Source organism: Acidovorax sp. SUPP3434, assembly GCF_030159015.1.
Classification (GTDB): Bacteria; Pseudomonadota; Gammaproteobacteria; order Burkholderiales; family Burkholderiaceae_C; genus Paracidovorax.
Window position 1 is genome coordinate 369,443 of record NZ_BQXL01000001.1, and the last position, 18,711, is coordinate 388,153.

An 18,711-nucleotide genomic window follows, 5' to 3' on the forward strand; every position below is an offset into this window, starting at 1 on the left:
GGATGGCCTGGGGATCTGGAACCGGCCGCTAGTGCATGCGGACGCGATGATCTGCGGCGATTATGACAGGAAAAAAAACCGGTTTGCCAAGGCACGTGCAGCAAGATCGCTGCCATCGAACAATGCGTGCACGCGGGATGGCGCGCTGCGGACCAGGCCGCCGCCCGCGCCAGCCCCGAACGTCACCAATCAGGCCAGTTGCTGGTCGATGAACGCGGTGAGCTGCGTCTTGCTCATCGCGCCGACCTTGGTGGCGGCCAACTGGCCGTCCTTGAACAGCATGAGGGTCGGGATGCCGCGGATGCCGAACTTGGCAGGCACTTCGCGGTTCTCGTCCACATTCATCTTGGCGACGGTCAGCTTGTCTTTGTAGGTGTTGGCGACTTCGTCCAGGATGGGCGCGATCATTTTGCAGGGGCCGCACCATTCGGCCCAGTAATCCACCAGCACCGTGGTGCCCGGTTGCAGCACATCGGTTTCAAAACTGGCGTCGGAAAGGTGTTTGATGAGTTCGCTTGCCATGGCACATTCCTTTGTGGAGCAAGTTGAGGTGGGCGGGTCCGGATAAAGTCAGGGGATTGTGACAGAAAGATATTTCCCGCCCCACGGTGTGGCCGCGGCCTCCACCGCTATGACAGTCATAGCGAAAAACGATGCGCCCGGCAGCGTTTGGGGCCCGGTGCTGGACCGGGTGCAGGCCCACATCCGGCGCACCGGCGCGCACCCCGCGGCCACCGTGGTGCTGGTGCCGTACGCCCAGCTCATGGCCGAGGCGCAGCGCGAATGGGCGCGCCGCGTGCCCGACGGCTTCGCGCCGCGTTTCGAGACCACCCGGAACTGGGCCTCCCGCATCGCCCCGTTCGTACCGGAAGGCGACGACCTCTCGCACGACATGGGGCGCGACACCCTCACGGCGCGCGCGTTGCTCGACCGGGTCGGCCTGACCGAGCAGCGCGACGTGCTGGCCGCGCCGCTGCTGGAGGCGGCGGCCCAATTGGTCAGCGTCGTCTGCGCCGTGCCGCCGTCCGAGCGCGACGCTTGGGCGGTGGGCGCGCGCGAATCGATGCCACCCGCAGGTGACGGCGCGGCACTGCGCTACGAGGTGGCGGTGGCGCGCATCGCTCTCGAATGGGTGCTGGCGTCTCGCCACGCAACGGACGTGCTGTTCGAGTCGGGCACGCAATCGGCCGTGGATGCGCTGGTGGTGCTTGGCGGCTTCCAGGCCGATCCGCTGGCCAAGACGCTCTGCACGCGGTGGGGCGACCGCGCACTGTCCCTGCCGCTTGGTGAGCCGCCTGAAACGGCGCTGCCCGCGCTCGGCGAGGTGTTCCTGCACGAGGCCACCGATGCCGAGGACGAAGCCCAGCGCGCGGCGGCGTGCGTGCTGCACCGCTTGGCGCAGGGCCACGCGCCGCTGGCCCTGGCCGCGATCGACCGGGCGTTGACGCGCCGCATCAGCGCGCTGCTGCAGGGCCGCGGAGTGGCCGTGCATGACGAGAACGGCTGGACCTTGTCCACCACGCGCGCGGCGTCCCATGCCATGGTGGCGCTGCGGGCCTGTGCCTGGAACGCCTCCGCCGACGCGGTGCTGGACTGGCTCAAGCACGTGCCGGCCGCCAGCCCGCAGGCGGTGGGCGCGGCCGAGAAATGGCTGCGCAGGGCCGGCACCGGCCACTGGACGGCCATCGAGGAACGCAGCGATGCCATGCCGCCTGCAGCGGCTGCAGTGCAAGCGCTCATCGCCCAGGTACAGGCCTGGCGCACGCCCTGGCAGGCCGCGAGGCCGGTGGCGGCATGGCTGGACGCACTGCGCGAGCTGCTGCAGGCAACGGGGCAATGGGAGGCGCTGCAGGCCGACGCGGCAGGCGAGCGCGTGCTGGCGGAGCTGCGCCTGCAGGACGGGTTGCCCTCTGATCTGGAGGGGCTGGCGAGCGCCGGGCGGCCCATGGCGCTGGCCGAGTTCACCCGCTGGGTGAACGAGGTGCTGGAAGCCGCACGCTACCGGCCCGGCCACGACGGCAGCGCCTCGGTGTTCGTCGTGCCGCTGCCGCAGATCCTGGCGCGCCCGTTCGCCACGCTGGTGGTGCCCGGCTGCGACGAAAAGCGCCTGCCGCCTGCTCCGGAGCCCCCCGGCGCCTGGACCCGGGCGCAGCGCGAAGGCCTGGGACTGCCCACCCGCGAGGCGCTGGAAGCCGCCCAGCGCGGGGCCTGGCGCAATGCCTTGTGCACCGCCCACGTGGATGTGCTGTGGCGCAGCGGCGATGACGGGGGAGAGCCGTTGCTGGCCAGTCCGCTGGTGCTGGCCCTGCAGTTGGACGGCCAGGCCCGCGCCGGCACCGATCCGCGAAGTGCGCGCGAAGTGCCGCTCGCACCCGTGCCCCGGCCGATGCCGACGGGCGAGGCCCTGCCCGTGCTGCAGTTGTCCTCCACCGCCTATTCCGATCTGCGCCACTGCCCCTACCGCTTCTTCGCGCTGCGCCAGTTGGGCCTGCAGGAATCCGACGAGCTGGGCGCCGAAGTGGGCAAGCGGGATTTCGGCAACTGGCTGCATGCCGTGCTCCAGCACTTCCACGAGGCGCTGCAGGCGGCGCCCACCGAAGCGCTGCCGGCGCGCCGCGCGCTCATGGATGCCGCGGCCGAGGCCGTCACCCGGGCGCAGCGGCTGGCGTCGGGCGAGTTCCTGCCGTTCGCCTCCGGCTGGCCGGCCCTGCGCGACGGCTACCTTCGCTGGCTGCAGGACCACGAAGGTCAGGGCGCCGCCTTCCGGCAGGCCGAGGTGCGCTCGACGCAGTCGCTCGGTCCGCTCCAACTGGTGGGCCTGCTCGATCGCATCGATGCTGTCCGCTCCGGCGTGCCGGGCGAAGCGCCGACGGTGCTGGTGATCGACTACAAGACCGAGAACGAAGCCGTCACCCGCAAGCGCCTGGCCGCCGGCACCGAGGACACACAGCTGGCGTTCTATGCCGCGCTGTTGCACGACGACCACCTGCGCGCGGCCTACGTGAACGTGGGCGAGCGCGGCGACACACGGACCTTCGAGCAGCCCGACATCGTGGCCCTGCGCGACCAACTGGTGGAGGGCATCCTGCACGACTTCGAACGCATCGCTGCCGGTGCCGCCATGCCGGCGCTGGGCGAGGGGGCCGTGTGCGACTACTGCGCCGCGCGCGGCCTGTGCCGCAAGGATTTCTGGGCATGAAGAACGCACCATGACGCTGGCCGCCTACGAACACAACGGCCGCCCGGTCACGCGCGAGGCGTTCTATGCGATCGCCTGTGATCCGGACCGCAGCGTGGCGGTGGAGGCCTGCGCGGGCGCGGGCAAGACCTGGATGCTGGTCTCCCGCATGCTGCGTGCCTTGCTGGACGGGTGCGCGCCGCACGAAATCCTGGCCATCACGTTCACGCGCAAGGCCGCGGGCGAGATGCGCCAGCGCCTGCAGGAATGGCTGGAAGAGTTTGCCCAGGCCGAGCCCGAGCGCCTGGCCCGGGAACTGGTCGCCCGCGGCATCCCGCCCGATCGGGCGCTGGAAAAGCGCGCGCTGCTGCAGACGCTGTACCGCTCGATGCTCGAATCCGGGCGGCCGGTGCAGATCCGCACCTTCCACAGCTGGTTCGCCGCGCTGCTGGGCACCGCGCCGCTGGCCGTGCTGCACGCGCGCGGGCTGCCCGGCAACTACGAACTGCTGGAGGACGATGCCGAGGCCGTGCGCCAGGTCTGGCCGCCGTTCCTGCAGCAGGTGGCCGACGATGCGGCGCTGCATGCCGACTACCTTGCGGCGGTGGCCTCGCACGGGCGGTCGCAGACGCACAAGGCCTTGGGCGCGGCGCTGTCCAAGCGCATCGAGTTCGAGCTGGCGGACGCGGCCGGCGTGATCGACGCCTCGGTCCCTCCGTTCCATGCGCAATTCCCCGACCTGCAGGGGCTGGACAGCCCGGCCCACGCGCTGGAGGGCGATGCGGCGCGCGCCCGCTGGCTGGCCCACGCGAGCGCCCTGGGCACCGAATCCAACAAGACGCCGCAGAAGGCGGCCGACGCGGTGGTCGATGCCTTCGCATGCGAGGACCCGCACGAGCGCCTGGAGCGCTTGCGCCGCGCCTTCTTCGTGGCCAAGGAAGACCGGCTCAGCAAGAACCTGGAGAAGTTTGCCGTGGCGCAGGAGGCCGAGGCCGAGCTGCAGCGCCTGTGCCTGGCGCGCCGCCAGCACGAGGCTTGGGGCCACCACCACCGCATGGCCCGGCTCACGCGCGCCCTGGTGGCTGCGTTCGCTGCGCTCAAGCGCGATCGCGGCTGGGTGGACATGAATGATGTGGAGCGCACGGCGCTGGTCATGCTGTCCGACCCGGTGCTGAGCGGGTGGGTGCAGGAGCGGCTGGATGCGCGGGTGCGGCATCTGCTCGTGGACGAGTTCCAGGACACCAACCCGCTGCAGTGGCAGGCGCTGCACGCCTGGCTGTCGGGCTATGTGGGCGCGGGCGGGGGGCGTGCGCCCAGCGTGTTCATCGTGGGCGATCCCAAGCAGAGCATCTACCGCTTTCGGCGTGCCGAGCCGCATGTGTTCCTGGCCGCGCAGGCCTTCGTGCGCCAAGGCCTGGGCGGAGACCTGCTGAGCTGCGACCACACGCGCCGCAATGCCACGGGCGTGATCGACGCGGTCAACCACGTCATGCAGGCCGCGCAGGGCCAGGGGGAATACGCCGGCTTTCGCGACCACACCACCGAGTCCACCGACCCGGGAATGCGGCTGCGTCTGCCCGCCATCACCGCGCCCGACGATGGCGCGGGCCCTGCCTTCGACCCCATGGCGTGGCGCGACAGCCTCACGCAGCCGCGGCACGAGGCCGAGGAAACCCTGCGCATGCGCGAATGCACTCAGGCCGCCCGCTGGGTGGCCGGGCGCATCGCCGACGGCGTGCCGCCGCGCGAGGTGATGGTGCTCGCCCGCAAGCGCGACCGGCTGGCCGCCATGCAAGACGCGCTGCGCGACCTGCACCTGCCCTGCGTGCAGCCCGAAAAAGCCGAGCTGGCCGAGGCGCCCGAAGTGCAGGACGTGGTGGCGCTGCTGGATGCGCTGGTCTCGCCGGGCCACGACCTGTCGCTGGCCCGCGCGCTGCGCTCGCCGCTGTTCGGGGTGGGCGACGACACGCTCGTGCGGCTGGCGCTGTGGCGGCGCCAGCCGGAGAACCTCGAATGCAGTTGGCTCGATTTGCTATTAAAAAGTGAGCATGATGCCCTAGAATTTATTGTGCTGGGAGCCGATTTGGCTCTGTACAAGGGTTGGTTCGACGCATTGCCGCCCCACGACGCGCTGCAGGCCTTCTACACCCACCGCGACGTGCTGGCCCGCTATGCTGCCGCCGCGCCTGCCACCCAGCGCGCCAGCGTGCTCGCCAATCTGCGCGCGCTGCTGTCGGCCGCGCTGCAGATCGACGGCGGGCGCTATCTCACGCCCTACGCCTTCGTCCGGGCGATGAAGCGCGCCGGCCAGCGCGCGCCGGGCCGGGTGGACGCGCAGGCGGTGCGCCTGCTCACCGTGCACGGCGCCAAGGGCCTGGAAGCGCACAGCGTGCTGCTGCTGGACACCGACACCCGCCCGCAAAAGGCCGAGACCATGGGCGTGCTGGTGGACTGGCCGGGCGAAGAGCCGCTGCCGCGCCGCTTCGTGTTCCTCGCCAGCGAAAGCACGCCGCCGCCCAGCGCGGTGGACATGCTGGCCGCCGAACAGGCCGAGCGACAGCGCGAAGAACTCAACACCCTGTACGTGGCCATGACGCGGGCCAAGCACTGCCTGGCGGTCTCGTCGGTGCAACCCTCGTCCTCGGCGCCCGGCAGCTGGTGGAACCGGCTGGCGCCCCTGCTGCAGGATGAGGACGAGAACGTTTTGGCTGAACCTGCCGGCGAAGCCTTGCCGCAAAACGATAGGCGGGCGCAGGACCATGCCTTGCTGGCCGAACTGCCGGCCTGGTCGCCGCCGCCGAAGCCGGAGCCCGATGGCCCGGCCGTCCTTGCGGTGGCCGTGTCCACCCCGGCATCGCGCCAGGGCGAGGCCATGCACCAGTTGCTGGAACAGGCCGCCATGGCAACCGCCGGCGGGCCGGCCCCGTCCGGGGGCGGATGGCCCGCCACGCGGCTGGCACGGTTGGCGGCAGACTTCGACCTGGCGCCGGAGTCCGCCGCCCTGGCCGCCGAGATGGCCCAGCGCATCCTGGGCGGCCAGGGCGCCTGGGCATGGCAGGCCGACGCGGTTGATCGGGCGGTGAACGAGGCCACCATCGTCCACGCCGGGCAGACCTTGCGCATCGACCGTCTGGTGCGGCGCACCGATTCCGGCGGCGCGTCGGTGTGGTGGGTGCTCGACTACAAAAGCGCGGCGGACCCCGAGCGCCGCCCCCATCTGATGGCCCAATTGGCGCGCTACCGCGAAGCCGTTCAGGCCCAGATGCCGAGCCACGTGGTGCGCGCGGCGTTCCTCACCGGCGACGGGCGGATGGTGGAGGTGGGTAGCGAGACTGCGCCACCGCCACCGCCACCGCCACCGCCACCGCCACCGCCGGCTCCGGTGCAAGGCGCCCTGTTTTGATGGCGCGGCGCGCTGCAGGCTCCCGGCCTGCGGCGCCGCGCCCCGATGTTTCAAAAGCAAAGGTTGAAGATGACTGTTTCCGAATCGATCGCCCCCGTGCTGGCCTGTGATGTCGCCGTGATCGGCGGCGGCCCCGCCGGCCTGATGGCGGCCGAAGTGCTGGCCCGTGGCGGCCTGGCCGTGCATTTGTTCGACGCCATGCCTTCCGTGGGGCGCAAGTTTCTGCTGGCGGGCAAGGGGGGGCTCAACCTCACGCACTCCGAGGCGTTCGAGCCGTTCGCGGCCCGCTTCGGCGAGCGCCGTGGCGCCATCGAGCCCCTGCTGCAGGCCTTCGGCGCCGATGCGGTGCGCGCTTGGGCGCAGGGCTTGGGGGTGGAGACCTTCGTCGGCACCTCGGGCCGGGTGTTCCCCTCCGACATGAAGGCCGCGCCGCTGCTGCGCGCGTGGCTGCACCGCCTGCGCAGCCTGGGGGTGGTGTTTCACATGCGCCACCGCTGGCTGGGCTGGAGCGACGCGGCCGCCGCGCAGGACGGCGATGCGGCCCCCATGACACTGGGTTTCACCAGCCCTGCGGGCCTGGTGCTGGTGCAGGCCCGGGCCGTGGTGCTGTCGCTGGGTGGCGGCAGTTGGGCCCGGCTGGGCTCCGACGGCGCGTGGGTGCCGCTGCTGGTCGAAAAGGGCGTGCCCGTGGCCCCGCTGCGCCCGGCCAACTGCGGCTTCGACACGGTGCGCGCCGGTGGCGCGCCGGCAGGCGAGACGCGGCGGGAATTCCTGCGCGAGCTGATCGGGCGGGCACCCGATCCGGCCGGCTGGACGCCGCATTTCACCGAGCGCTTTGCCGGGCAGCCTTTCAAGTCGGTCGCGCTGCATTTCTCCGACCACCAGGGGCGCACGTTCAGCCGCCGGGGCGAGTTCGTGGCCACGGCCACCGGCGTGGAGGGCAGCCTGATCTACGCGGTCTCCAGCCTGCTGCGCGACGAGATCGAGGCGCATGGCCATGCCACGTTCACCCTGGATCTGCTGCCCGACCACACGCCCGAGCGCGTGCTCAAGGAAGTGCGCCATCCGCGCGGTGCCCGCAGCCTCAGCAGCCACCTAAAGAGCCGCCTGGGGCTGGACGGCATCAAGATGGGCATCCTGTACGAGCAACTGGGCAAGGAGGGCATGAACGATGCCGCCGCCCTGGCCCAGGCCATCAAGGCGCTGCCCATCACCGTGGGCGCGACCCGACCGCTGGACGAAGCCATCAGCACCGCGGGCGGGGTGCCGTTCGAGGCGATGGATGGCAGTCTCATGCTGACGGCCCTGCCCGGCGTTTTCTGCGCGGGCGAAATGCTGGACTGGGAGGCCCCCACGGGCGGTTACCTGATGACGGCCTGCATGGCCAGTGGCATGGCCGCTGCCGAAGGGGCGAAGGCCTGGCTGCAGCGTGCCTGATCAGGCGCTTTGAGGCTGGGGCTGAGGCTGTGCCGTTGCTGCCGGGGACGCCTCACCGTCGGGGCCGAAGTGCATGCAGAAACGGTTCTTGCCTTCGCGCTTGGCCCGGTAAAGGCCCAGGTCCGCGCGCCGGATCAGTTCGGAGGTGGTGCAGTCCGCCTCCCCGCGGGTCAGGCCTGCGCTGATGGACAGCCGGCGGCCCTGGAAGGCAGGGTGGTCCACCGGCACCGCGTACAACGTGTTCACGGTGTTGACCAGCGCCTGGGCGAGTTCACAGGCCTCGGGCAACGTGGCGGCGTCCACCACCACGCCGAACTCCTCGCCGCCCAGGCGGCCGCACAGGTGCCGGCCGGCCTGCCGCTTCAATGCCGACGCGACGTCCTTCAACACCACATCGCCCTGGTCGTGCCCGAACTGGTCGTTGATCGATTTGAAGTCATCGATGTCGATCATCATGAAATACAGGCCTTCGATGTGCCCGGCGTCCTGCAGCGACTGCATGTGCTTGAGCAGGCTGCGGCGGTTGGCCAGGCCGGTCAATGCATCCTGGTAGGCCAGGGTTTCCAATTCCAGTTGCTGCCGGTGGCTGTCTTCCCGCAGGCGAAAGAGGGCCATGTTCAGCAGCATCCCGCACAGCGATGACAGGGTGACGATCAGCATGCTCCAGACCGGATCGTGCGCGGAGCGCATCTGCTGGAAATCGCCGTGCCCGAACGCGAGCCAGATGACGGCCACGGACGCCAGGTACTGCCATGTCGTGATGAACATGAAGGCGATCAGCAGCGTGAAGGCCACCCCCAGGGCCAGGCAGAAGTAGACCCCGACCGGACTCGGCACCGACAGCAGCCAGAACCCGTGGGCCAGCAGGCCACAGGCCGGCAGGGCGGCCAGCACCACCCTGCCGGGGGTGCTGGCGAACATCGATGCGATGATGCAGCAGTAGAAGGCGATCGCCAGCAGGGCGAACAGGATGTTGTCGTAGTGATAGGTGGGCGCGGCCGTCCACCAAGCCGCCAGCCAGCCCAGGGAGCCGAACGCAAGGAGAGAGCCGTTGACGCGCCGCATCTTTTCGAACGTGAACTGGTCCAGTGGCTTGGGAGTGGACTCTTCCTCGATCGCTGACGGGCTCGCACTGGCAACACGCGCGGGTTCGGCCGCGGACGGCACACCCGCCGCGCCGCGCAGGGCGGCAGTTCCTTGCGCTGGACCTTCTGCCATAAGGGCTCCTCAAAAGAAACAAATAGTAACTTGAAATTGCTAAATGTGAATATTTTGATAGGTTGGCCGTGGCTTTTGAGCCGTGCAAAGACGCGCGGGTGATGTCTGCCAGAGCGCGGACAGGTCCGAATGCCGGCCACGGAATCGACCGTGGCGAATGCTACGAAGGCTTTGGAAGGGGAAAACCCTGCAGAAGGGGGGGAGCCCTGAAGTGCGTGGACCGCTGGGGTGGCGCATGCCCTGCGCCAGGGGCCGTGATGGCATGGCAGGGATGGCTGAAAGATAGTTGACGAGCCTTACCCCCGGCACTGACTCTACAGTTAGGGCTGCTTGGTTCCCCACCTGACCCGGTTGGCTGCTTCACCATGCGGGGAGGCCCGTCACCGCCGATTGTAGGCGATAAAGCAGGCCGTTCCGGCCGGGACGACCCTGCACGCCGTGCAGGTGTTGGCCATGGTGGCCTGACAGCGGGGCGCACCGGGGCCCGGCGTGGAATCGGTACCCCGGCGATCCGGGAGGGCGCGCCCGGCCACATAGAATCCCCCCATGTCTTACCTCGTGCTCGCCCGCAAATACCGTCCCAAGACCTTCTCGGAGATGGTGGGCCAGGAGCATGTGGTGCAGGCGCTGTCCAATGCGCTCACGCAGCAGCGGCTGCACCACGCCTATCTTTTCACCGGCACGCGCGGCGTGGGCAAGACCACGGTGTCGCGCATTCTGGCCAAGTCGCTCAATTGCCAGGGCCCGGACGGGCAGGGCGGCATCACGGCCACCCCTTGCGGCGTGTGCCAGGCCTGCGCCGACATCGACAGCGGCCGTTTCGTGGACTACACCGAGCTCGATGCCGCCTCCAACCGCGGCGTGGACGAAGTGCAGGGCCTGCTGGAGCAGGCGGTCTACAAGCCAGTGCAGGGGCGCTTCAAGGTCTTCATGATCGACGAAGTGCACATGCTCACCAACACGGCGTTCAACGCCATGCTGAAGACGCTGGAAGAGCCGCCGGAATACCTCAAGTTCGTGCTGGCCACGACCGATCCGCAGAAGGTGCCGGTCACGGTGCTCTCGCGCTGCCTGCAGTTCAACCTGCGCCCGATGGCGCCCGAGACGGTGCTCGAGCACCTGGGGCGCGTTCTGGCGCAGGAGAACGTGCCGGCCGAACCCCAGGCGCTTCGCCTGCTGTCGCGTGCGGCGCGGGGCTCGATGCGCGATGCGCTTTCGCTCACCGACCAGGCCATCGCGTTCGGCAGCGGCCAGTTGCAGGAAGCGGGAGTGCGCCAGATGCTGGGCAGCGTGGACCGGTCGTACGTGTTCCGCCTGATCGAAGCCCTGGCCCAGGGCGATGGCCGCACGGTGGTGGAAACCTCCGATGTCCTGCGCCTGAACGGCTTGTCTGCCGCCTCCACGCTGGAGGAGATGAGCGCGGTGCTCCAGCGCATGGCCGTCATGCAGGCCGTGCCGAACATGGCCCAGGCGCTGGATGCCAACGACCCCGAGGCCGTGGAAATCGCCCGTCTGGCCGCGCAGATGCCCGCGGACGAAACCCAATTGCTCTACAGCATCTGCCTGCACGGCCGTGCCGAACTGGGGCTGGCCCCGGACGAATACGCGGCGCTGACCATGGCGCTGCTGCGGCTGCTGGCCTTCAAGCCGGCGGATGGCTCGGCAGCCCCGGCCCCTTCGGCTGAAAAAAAAACTCTGACGCCGGTTGAGCCGGCACCCGCGCAGGCTGCGACCCGGGTGGCTGCGGCAGCCGATGCGTCGCCAGGGCAGCGGCCCGCGGCCGAACCGGCGCGCGATGCGGGTGCGCCAGCAGTGATCGTGCCTGCCGAGCCGATGCCCGCGCAGACCACCAGCGCCCCCGTTGCCGAGCCGGAACCATCCGTCGCAGCCCTGCCGGTGCCTGCGCCCGATTCCACGCCTGCGTGGGAAGACGCCGGCACGCCGGTGCAGCCCCCTCCCGGCGAGCCCCAGCCGGCAGCCTCGCCGGTGCGGCTACCCGTCCATTCGCCCGATGATTTCCGCCGCGCGGCCTCTCCAGCCCCTGTGCCAGCGCAACGACCAGTGGCGTCGGCGCCGTCGGCGCCCGAATACATGGCGATCCCCGTGCGCACCGCTCCCGAGCCGGGCGCGCGCCTGCAGCCGCTCGCGCCGACGGGCTCCCTTCCCGCATCCGCCCGCTACACGGCCACGGAAGAGGGCGATGTCTGGCACGCCACCGTGCAGCAACTCGTGGCTGCCGAGGCCATTGCGGCGCTGGTGCGGGAGTTGGCCCTGCAGTCCCAGTTGGTGGCGCGTGACGCCGGGCACTGGTTGCTGCGCGTGGAGCGCGAATCGCTCAACCAGCCCGTGGCGCGCGAGCGCCTGCGGGCGGCGCTGGAGGCCGCAGGCCATGCGACCCAGATCAGCGTCGAACTGGGCGTGGTCATCGACAGCCCGGCGCGGCGCAATGCGGCCGCGGCGGCAGAGCGCCAGCGCGTGGCCGAGGAAATCGTGCACAACGACCCGTACGTGCAGACGCTGGTGCGGGACTTCGGCGCCAAGATCGTGCCGGGCAGCATCAAGCCGGCGTGACCGAAGGCGTTGCCATCTTCCACACGGTTCATTCGCTTATTCATTCAAGCCTCCCCTTCATTCCCATCAGAAAAGGAAAACTCACATGTTCAACAAGGGACAACTCGCCGGCCTCATGAAGCAGGCCCAGGCCATGCAGGACAACCTGAAGAAGGCCCAGGACGAACTCGGCAACATCGAAGTGGAAGGTGAATCCGGCGCGGGCCTGGTGAAGGTGCTCATGACCTGCAAGCACGACGTCAAGCGCGTGACCATCGACCCCAGCCTGTTGGCCGATGACAAGGACATGCTCGAAGACCTGGTGGCCGCCGCCTTCAATGCGGCCGTGCGCAAGGCCGAGGAAACCTCGCAGGAAAAGATGGGCAAGCTGACCGCGGGCATGCCGGGACTGCCTCCCGGAATGAAATTCCCTTTCTGACCTTCTGAGACAGGCGGCCGTCCCAGTCCGTGCGACTGCAGCGGCTGGAGCGCCGGTGGATGACTTGGACAGGGGCCAGATCGTTCGCTTGCCTTCCGTTTGCGGCCGCCGGCCTCGCCGCACCCTTTGTATGCCCTTCACGGGCATGTTTCTTGATTCTTGAACGGCGCCTTGCATGTCCGACACCAATTCCCTCGATGCCCTGGTCCAGGCGCTGCGCCGCCTGCCAGGCGTGGGCGTGAAGTCGGCACAGCGCATGGCCTTCCATCTGCTGCAGCACGACCGCGAAGGCGCCGAGGTGCTGTCGCGGGCGCTCCATGAAGCGACGGTGTCGGTGCACCACTGCGAACGCTGCCACACCTTCACCGAAGCCGCGGTGTGCGACACCTGCCTGGACCCGGAACGCGATGCCAGCCGGCTGGCCGTGGTGGAAACCCCGGCCGATCAGGCCGCGCTGGAGCGTACGGCGGCGTTTCGCGGGCTGTATTTCGTGCTCATGGGGCGGCTGTCGCCACTGGACGGGGTGGGTCCGAAGGACATCGGGCTGCAAAAGCTCATGGAGCGGGCCACCGATGGCGTGGTGCAGGAGGTGATCCTGGCCACCAATTTCACGGCCGAGGGCGAGGCCACGGCCTATGTCATCAGCGAGGCACTCAAGAGCCGGGGGCTGCACGTCACCCGGTTGGCTCGTGGCGTTCCGGTGGGCAGCGAACTGGAATACGTGGACCTGGGCACCATCGCGCATGCGCTGGTCGATCGCCGCTGACACTATAAAATTGATAGCTGCCAGCGCAATATTCAGTTGCGCTGAAGCATGAAAAGGCTTGAACCATGAACTCCCTGCATGTCGCGCATTTCACCGTCGCCTACTGGTGCGTGCTCCTGATGGCGCTGCTGCCCACGGTGTGCGCCCTGATCGCCAAGCGCGGCAGCTTCCAGGTGTCCGACAACCGCGATCCGCGTGGATGGGCCTCCCGGCAGACCGACTGGCGCGCCCGCGCGCTGGCCGCGCAGTCCAACACCTTCGAGGCGCTGCCGTTCTTCATCGGTGCGGTGGTGATCGCGCACCAGTTGGGGGCCGGGCAGACGCTGCTCGATATCCTGGCGTTCCTCTTCGTGATGCTGCGCGTCTTCTACGTGATGATGTACGTGTCCGACCTGCCCACCGCCCGCAGCGCCGTGTGGCTGGGGGCGCTGGTGGTCAACATCGCCATTCTCTTCATCGGCTACCGCTGAGGCGGCACCGCGGTCATGTCGCGGCGATCCACCGGCCTGGATCGCCCTGGCACCCATCCCACTAACCCGACTTTTCGTTCATGTCCCTCAGGGATTGCCCTGACGGGGCGGCTGCGCGCAGGTGGCACGATTGCTGCACTGCAGCAATTTCTTGAATTCGCTTTTTCCCCATGGATTTTCCTCGCATCCGCCGCCGCCACTTCGGTACCTTGTCCGCCCTCTCGATGGCGGGCTGGGCGGGAGCGGATGCCTTGGCGGTGCCGTCGCCGTTCACGGCCGGGACCGGTCCGCTGCGGGTGGCGGTCGGGGGCTCGGGGCTGCTGTACCACCTGCCGCTGACCATCGCTCAGGAGCTGGGTTTCTTCCGGGCCGAGGGGCTGCACGTGGTGGTTCAGGACTACCCGGGCGGTGCCCTGGCCCTGCAGGCACTGCAGGACGGCGAGGCTGACGTGTGCTCGGGCGCCTACGACCACGTGCTGCGCCAGCAGTTGCTGGGCCGCAGCTATTGCACCATCGTGCTGCAGGGGCGGGCGCCGCAGCTGGCCCTGGCGGCATCGGCGCGCGCATGGCCCGTCAAGAGCGTGAGCCGCTTCAAGGGCATGCGCGTGGGCGTGTCGGCCCTGGGGTCTTCTACCCACCATGTGGCGCAATTGATGCTGTCGCGGGACGGCGCGCCGCTGGACGAGGTGTCCTTCGTCGGCGTGGGCTCCGCCCTCGGGGCGGTGGCCGCGCTGCGACAGGGGAGGGTGCATGCGCTGTGCCATGCCGATCCGATCGTCAGCGCGCTGGAGCAGCGCGCCGAGGTGCGGGTGCTGTGCGACACGCGCTCGCTCAAAGGGTCACAGGAACTGTTCGGCGGCACCATGCCGGCCGCCAGCCTCTATGCGCCGCAGTCGTTCGTGCAAAAGCAGCCGGCCCGCTCGCAGGCCCTGGCCAATGCCATCGTCCATGCCCTCAAATGGCTGCAGACGGCCAGCCCGGCCGACCTGGTGCGGGCCGTGCCGTCCGGCTACCTGCTGGGCGAACGGGGTGCCTATCTGGCGGCATTCCACAAGGTGCGCGACACCTTCTCGCCCGACGGCCTCATGCCCGATGACGGCCCGGCCAACGCGGCGCGGGTGGTGGCCCGCCTGCGATCCGAACTGGCGCCGCTCAAGATCGATCTCGGGCGCACGTTCACGAACGAATTCGCGCGCAAGGCCAAGCAGAAGTTCAATGCCTGAGGGGCGGGGGGCGCAAGGTGCCGTGCCGGGGGCGGCCGGCACTTTGGCTGAACTGTCCGACACACGGCGGCAAGGGTGTGGCGCTAGAGTCAACGGGGCGCCAGCGGCGGTCTTGCCTCGGCGCTGCAACGCACCGATTGCGCTCCTTCATTCCATCATTCCAACAAGGATCTTTCCATGTCGCTGAACCTCAGTATCGGCCCCCTCGTTTCCCTGATCGCAGGCATCCTGATCCTGGTCATGCCCCGCCTGCTGAACTACATCGTGGCCCTGTACCTCATCGTGATGGGCGTGCTGGGACTGGTCGGCATGCACAACCTGCGCCTCTGACGCGCAAGCTTGCCGGGCCGCCCCGCGCAAGCGCTGGACGGCCAGCCTCTCCGGGGCAATGACTTGATTAGGCCCAGCTGCCGCTCAGCGCTTTTTGCGCGAGGGCGTTCCACCCTTGCGGGTGGGGGCCGCAGGGGCCTTGGCGCCGCGCGTGGAGGTCTGCTTGATGGCCGGGCGCGCGGACGAGGTGGCGGCCAGCTTCACCGGCAGGTACATCACGACCTGCTGGCCGGCCTTGAAGGCGGCGTTGGCCTTGACGTCGTTCCATTCGGCCACATTGGCGGCGCTCACCTTGTAGCGGTTGGCGATGCTGGCGACCGAGTCGCGCTTGCCGGCGCGCACCGTGGTGCGCCGCGTGACGATTTCCGGCGTGAAAGCGACCTGCCCGTTGTCTGCCACTTGGCTGGACACGTCCTGGCGCGTGGTGGTGGCGCGGGGCACCATCAGAGCAGAGCCCGCCTTGATCATCATGCGTGGCGGAATGCGGTTCACGCTGCGCAGGTCGTTCTCGCTCATGCCGACGCGTTGGGCTGCGGTCGCCACCGTCATGGTGGTGGGCACGCTCCAGACCGTCCAGCTGGCGTACTGGCCTTCGCGGTGGGCTTCCAGGTTCTTGAGGAACACCTTGGCGTTGTCCCAGGGCAGCAGGATCTGCGGCATGCCCGCGGCCAGGATCACGGGGCGGTGCAGCGAGGGGTTGAGCGCGCGAAAGTCCTCTTCGCGCACCCCGGCCAGGCTGGCCACCAGCGAGACATCGATGTCGTGCGTGATGTCCACCGTCTGGAAGTAGGGGTGGTTTTCGATCAGCGGCAATTCGGTGCGAAACGCCTGCGGGTTGGCGACGATGTTCTTCACCGCCTGCAGCTTGGGCACGTACATGCGGGTTTCGGCCGGCATGGTGAGTTCGGTGTAGCTGGTGCCCAGGCCCAGCTTCTGGTTGCGTGCGATGGCCCGGCTCACGCTGCCTTCGCCCCAGTTGTAGGCGGCCAATGCCAGGTGCCAGTCGCCGAACATGCCGTACAGGCGCTGCAGGTAATCGAGCGCGGCGCGCGTGGAGGCCAGCACGTCGCGGCGGTCGTCGCGGAAGGCGTTCTGCTTGAGCTGGTAGTCGCTGCCGGTGGCCGGCATGAACTGCCACATGCCGGCGGCCTTGGCGCTGGAGACGGCCTGCGGATTGAAGGCGCTCTCGATGTAGGGCAGCAGGGCCAGCTCGGTGGGCATCCCCCGCAGTTCGAGCTCTTCGACGATGTGGAACAGGTATTTGCTCGAGCGCTCGGTCATGCGCTGCATGTAGTCGGGGCGCGTGGCGTACCACTGCTCGCGGTCGCGCACGAGGTCCTGGTCCAGGTCGGGCATGGCGAAACCGCGGCGGATGCGGTCCCACAGGTCGGAGGGCGCGTAGAGCGATGCCACCTCGCCATTGCTGGCCTGCACGGCCGAGATCGGCTGCAGCGGCCCGGAGGGGATCAGGGGGGTGTGGGAAGAAGACGAGGTGTCGGTGGTGGCCGGCGCAGAACCGTCCTTGTTCGCGGCGCTTCCGGGCGGGGTGCCTTGCGTGGCGCAGCCGGTGAGCCAGACCACGCTTGCCAGGCCCAGGATGTGCAAAATTTTCATTGAAACTCGTTTTTCCATTGGCGCAGCGCCGCCAGAACGGCCACTGCATCTTGGGGATCGACCTGCGCATCGAAGGCCCGGGCGGCCTGGGCCACCGTGGGTTGCCGCGTGCGCAGGAAAGGGTTGATGTCGCGCTCGGTGGCCAGGCGCGAGGGCAGCGTGGGCCGGCCCTGCTGCCGCAGCGCCTCGCAGTCGCGGGTGTACTGCCGCAACGCCCCGTTGCCGGGCTCCACCGCCCGGGCGAACTTCAGGTTGGACAGCGTGTACTCGTGTGCGCAGCACACACGGGTGTCGCCTGGCAGCGCGGCCAGGGTGTCGAGCGACGCCTGCATCTGCGCGGGCGTGCCTTCGAACAGCCGGCCGCAGCCGCCGGAAAAGAGGGTGTCCCCGCAGAACAGCACGGGGGCGCCGTTCACATCGGGAGCGTAATAGGCGATGTGCCCCGCCGTGTGGCCGGGCACGTCGAAAACCTGAAAGCGCAGGTCCAGCACCTCGGCCGTGTCGCCCTGCACCAGGCGGGTAATGGGCTCAGGCACGGTTTCGTGCGCGGGGCCGAAGACGCGGGCGCCGGTGGCCTCGCGCAGCGCCGGCACGCCGCCGACATGATCGGCGTGGTGATGCGTGACTAGAATCGCCTGCAATGGCAGGTCCAGGGTTTGCAATGCCTGCAACACCGGGCCCGCTTCTCCCGGATCGACCACGACCGCAGCCTGCGCGTCGTGCAGCATCCAGATGTAGTTGTCGGTAAAGGCGGGCAGCGGCAGCAAGTTCATGAGCGATGAAATTATAGGTTTGCACCACTGGTTCGACTCTTCCCCCGGCCGATACCTGCTGGCGTGGGAGCAGGAACGCTATGACGAGCTGGTGGCCGACATCTTCGGCTACCACGCCCTGCAGCTCGGAATGCCGGGTTTGCAGGGGCTGCGCGCCAACCGCATGCCCCACCGCTGGCTGGCGTTGGGCGCCGAAGAAACCCTGCTGTGGACCGACGAGGCGGCCGGCTGGCACGCGGCCGGGGCACTGGGGGGCGGAGAACCGGGCGAGCCTGCCCTGCTGGCCGATCCGGTGGCCCTGCCTTTCTCGGAGAACAGCCTCGATCTGGTGCTGCTGCCGCATGCGCTGGAACTCAGCATCGACCCCCATGCCGCGCTGCGCGAGGTGCAGCGCGTGCTGGTGCCCGAGGGGCGGGTGGTCATCAGCGGGCTGAACCCCGTGAGCCTGTGGGGTCTGCGCCAGCGCCGGGCGCGGCTGTACCAGCGTTTGGGTGCGGGCGGGCGGCTGTATCTGCCCGACGTGGGTGAGTTCATCGGCCACTGGCGGCTGCGCGACTGGCTGCGGCTGCTCAATTTCGAGGTCGAGTCGGTCAGCTTCGGCTGCTACCGGCCGGCGGTGCGCAGCGCGCCCTGGCTGGAGCGTTTCGACTGGATGGACGGACTGGGGGCCCGCTGGTGGCCGATACTCGGGGCCGCCTATGTGGTGGTGGCGGTCAAGCGCGTGCACGGCGTGCGGCTGCTGGGCGCGCCCTGGCGCCGCGCGCCCAAGGGCGCTGCGGCGCCGGTGCCGGTGGCCAATCGCGGCACGGTCCGCGATGGCGGGCCGGCCTTTCATGTGGATGGACGGGAGTAACGTTTTTGAATCAGGTTGTGATCTATACCGACGGGGCTTGCAAAGGCAATCCGGGCCCTGGCGGCTGGGGGGTGGTGCTGCGTTCGGGCGCGCTGGAAAAGGAATTGTTCGGCGGGGAGCTGGGCACGACGAACAACCGCATGGAGCTGCTCGCGGTGATCGAGGCCCTGGGTGCGCTCAAGCGGCCGTGCGAGGTGACGCTGTTCCTGGACAGCCAGTACGTGCGCAAGGGCATCACCGAATGGATCCAGGGCTGGAAGAAAAAGGGCTGGCGCACGGCCGCCGGCCAGCCGGTCAAGAACGTGGAGCTGTGGAAGCGGCTGGACGATCTGGTGGCCCAGGGCGGCCATGTGATCGACTGGCGCTGGGTGAAGGGCCATGCGGGCGACCCGGGCAACGAGCGTGCCGATGCACTGGCCAACAAAGGGGTGGACAAGGCGCTCGGGCGCGGCTGAAG

15 protein-coding genes and 1 other RNA gene are annotated in these 18,711 nt (G+C 69.1%); 11 read left to right on the forward strand and 5 right to left on the reverse strand.

All coding sequences use genetic code 11. The annotated features are described in order from the left end of the window. Nucleotides 1–189: 189 nt before the first annotated feature. Nucleotides 190–522 (reverse strand): thioredoxin TrxA, encoded by a 333-nt coding sequence (gene trxA / locus AVKW3434_RS01645; protein WP_272568977.1) that lies wholly within the window; start codon nucleotides 520–522, stop codon nucleotides 190–192. A 109-nt stretch (nucleotides 523–631) separates the two neighbouring features. On the opposite strand from trxA, the gene AVKW3434_RS01650 reads away from it, so the two are divergent. The 3 genes from AVKW3434_RS01650 (at nucleotide 632) to AVKW3434_RS01660 (ending at nucleotide 8,018) form a co-directional block, all read left to right on the forward strand. Then, nucleotides 632–3,199 (forward strand): PD-(D/E)XK nuclease family protein, encoded by a 2,568-nt coding sequence (locus AVKW3434_RS01650; RefSeq protein WP_284403815.1) that lies wholly within the window; start codon nucleotides 632–634, stop codon nucleotides 3,197–3,199. A 10-nt stretch (nucleotides 3,200–3,209) separates the two neighbouring features. After that, the gene (locus AVKW3434_RS01655) at nucleotides 3,210–6,581 is read left to right on the forward strand and encodes a UvrD-helicase domain-containing protein (RefSeq protein WP_284403816.1); all 3,372 of its coding nucleotides are present in this window, start codon (nucleotides 3,210–3,212) and stop codon (nucleotides 6,579–6,581) included. Between the two features lie 69 nt (nucleotides 6,582–6,650). Next, complete coding sequence (locus tag AVKW3434_RS01660; RefSeq protein ID WP_284403818.1) at nucleotides 6,651–8,018, forward strand: TIGR03862 family flavoprotein; 1,368 nt, start codon at nucleotides 6,651–6,653, stop codon at nucleotides 8,016–8,018. Here the strand turns inward: AVKW3434_RS01660 and AVKW3434_RS01665 are convergent, their stop codons facing one another. Together AVKW3434_RS01665 and ffs are read right to left on the reverse strand one after the other, a co-directional pair. Next, entirely contained in the window at nucleotides 8,019–9,236 is a 1,218-nt protein-coding gene (locus AVKW3434_RS01665) for a GGDEF domain-containing protein (RefSeq protein WP_284403821.1), read from the reverse strand. It abuts the gene before it with no gap. A 285-nt stretch (nucleotides 9,237–9,521) separates the two neighbouring features. Next, nucleotides 9,522–9,618, reverse strand: an RNA gene (ffs, locus tag AVKW3434_RS01670) — signal recognition particle sRNA small type. Nucleotides 9,619–9,782: 164 nt separating this feature from the next. Between ffs and dnaX the strand changes: the two genes are divergently transcribed. The 6 genes from dnaX to AVKW3434_RS01700 all read left to right on the forward strand — a co-directional run bounded on the left by dnaX (nucleotide 9,783) and on the right by AVKW3434_RS01700 (nucleotide 15,014). After that, nucleotides 9,783–11,807 carry a DNA polymerase III subunit gamma/tau gene (dnaX, locus tag AVKW3434_RS01675; protein WP_284403823.1) on the forward strand — a complete coding sequence of 675 codons (2,025 nt, stop codon included), beginning with the start codon at nucleotides 9,783–9,785 and terminating at the stop codon, nucleotides 11,805–11,807. An 85-nt stretch (nucleotides 11,808–11,892) separates the two neighbouring features. Then, the gene (locus tag AVKW3434_RS01680) at nucleotides 11,893–12,225 is read left to right on the forward strand and encodes a YbaB/EbfC family nucleoid-associated protein (protein ID WP_272568985.1); all 333 of its coding nucleotides are present in this window, start codon (nucleotides 11,893–11,895) and stop codon (nucleotides 12,223–12,225) included. A 175-nt stretch (nucleotides 12,226–12,400) separates the two neighbouring features. Continuing rightward, a complete protein-coding gene (gene recR, locus AVKW3434_RS01685; RefSeq protein WP_284400952.1) occupies nucleotides 12,401–12,991 on the forward strand; it encodes a recombination mediator RecR in 591 nt (196 codons plus the stop codon). A 65-nt stretch (nucleotides 12,992–13,056) separates the two neighbouring features. Beyond that, entirely contained in the window at nucleotides 13,057–13,461 is a 405-nt protein-coding gene (locus AVKW3434_RS01690; protein ID WP_284403825.1) for an MAPEG family protein, read from the forward strand. A gap of 170 nt (nucleotides 13,462–13,631) precedes the next feature. After that, nucleotides 13,632–14,684 carry an ABC transporter substrate-binding protein gene (locus AVKW3434_RS01695; protein ID WP_284403827.1) on the forward strand — a complete coding sequence of 351 codons (1,053 nt, stop codon included), beginning with the start codon at nucleotides 13,632–13,634 and terminating at the stop codon, nucleotides 14,682–14,684. A 177-nt stretch (nucleotides 14,685–14,861) separates the two neighbouring features. After that, complete coding sequence (locus AVKW3434_RS01700) at nucleotides 14,862–15,014, forward strand: DUF3096 domain-containing protein (protein WP_272547845.1); 153 nt, start codon at nucleotides 14,862–14,864, stop codon at nucleotides 15,012–15,014. A gap of 84 nt (nucleotides 15,015–15,098) precedes the next feature. Here AVKW3434_RS01700 and AVKW3434_RS01705 read toward each other — a convergent pair whose 3' ends face one another. Then, nucleotides 15,099–16,628, reverse strand: coding sequence for a transglycosylase SLT domain-containing protein (locus tag AVKW3434_RS01705; protein WP_284403829.1), 1,530 nt, complete (start codon nucleotides 16,626–16,628; stop codon nucleotides 15,099–15,101). Next, a complete protein-coding gene (gene gloB, locus AVKW3434_RS01710) occupies nucleotides 16,625–17,401 on the reverse strand; it encodes a hydroxyacylglutathione hydrolase (protein ID WP_284403831.1) in 777 nt (258 codons plus the stop codon). Before gloB ends, AVKW3434_RS01705 begins: the two co-directional genes overlap by 4 nt. On the opposite strand from gloB, the gene AVKW3434_RS01715 reads away from it, so the two are divergent. Both AVKW3434_RS01715 and rnhA read left to right on the forward strand, forming a co-directional pair. Continuing rightward, nucleotides 17,400–18,254 carry a class I SAM-dependent methyltransferase gene (locus tag AVKW3434_RS01715; RefSeq protein WP_284403833.1) on the forward strand — a complete coding sequence of 285 codons (855 nt, stop codon included), beginning with the start codon at nucleotides 17,400–17,402 and terminating at the stop codon, nucleotides 18,252–18,254. The two genes, gloB and AVKW3434_RS01715, sit on opposite strands and share 2 nt — an antisense overlap. 5 nt (nucleotides 18,255–18,259) lie before the next feature. Continuing rightward, nucleotides 18,260–18,709: a ribonuclease HI gene (rnhA, locus tag AVKW3434_RS01720; protein ID WP_284400891.1), complete on the forward strand. Its 450-nt coding sequence runs from the start codon at nucleotides 18,260–18,262 to the stop codon at nucleotides 18,707–18,709. Nucleotides 18,710–18,711 lie beyond the last annotated feature (2 nt).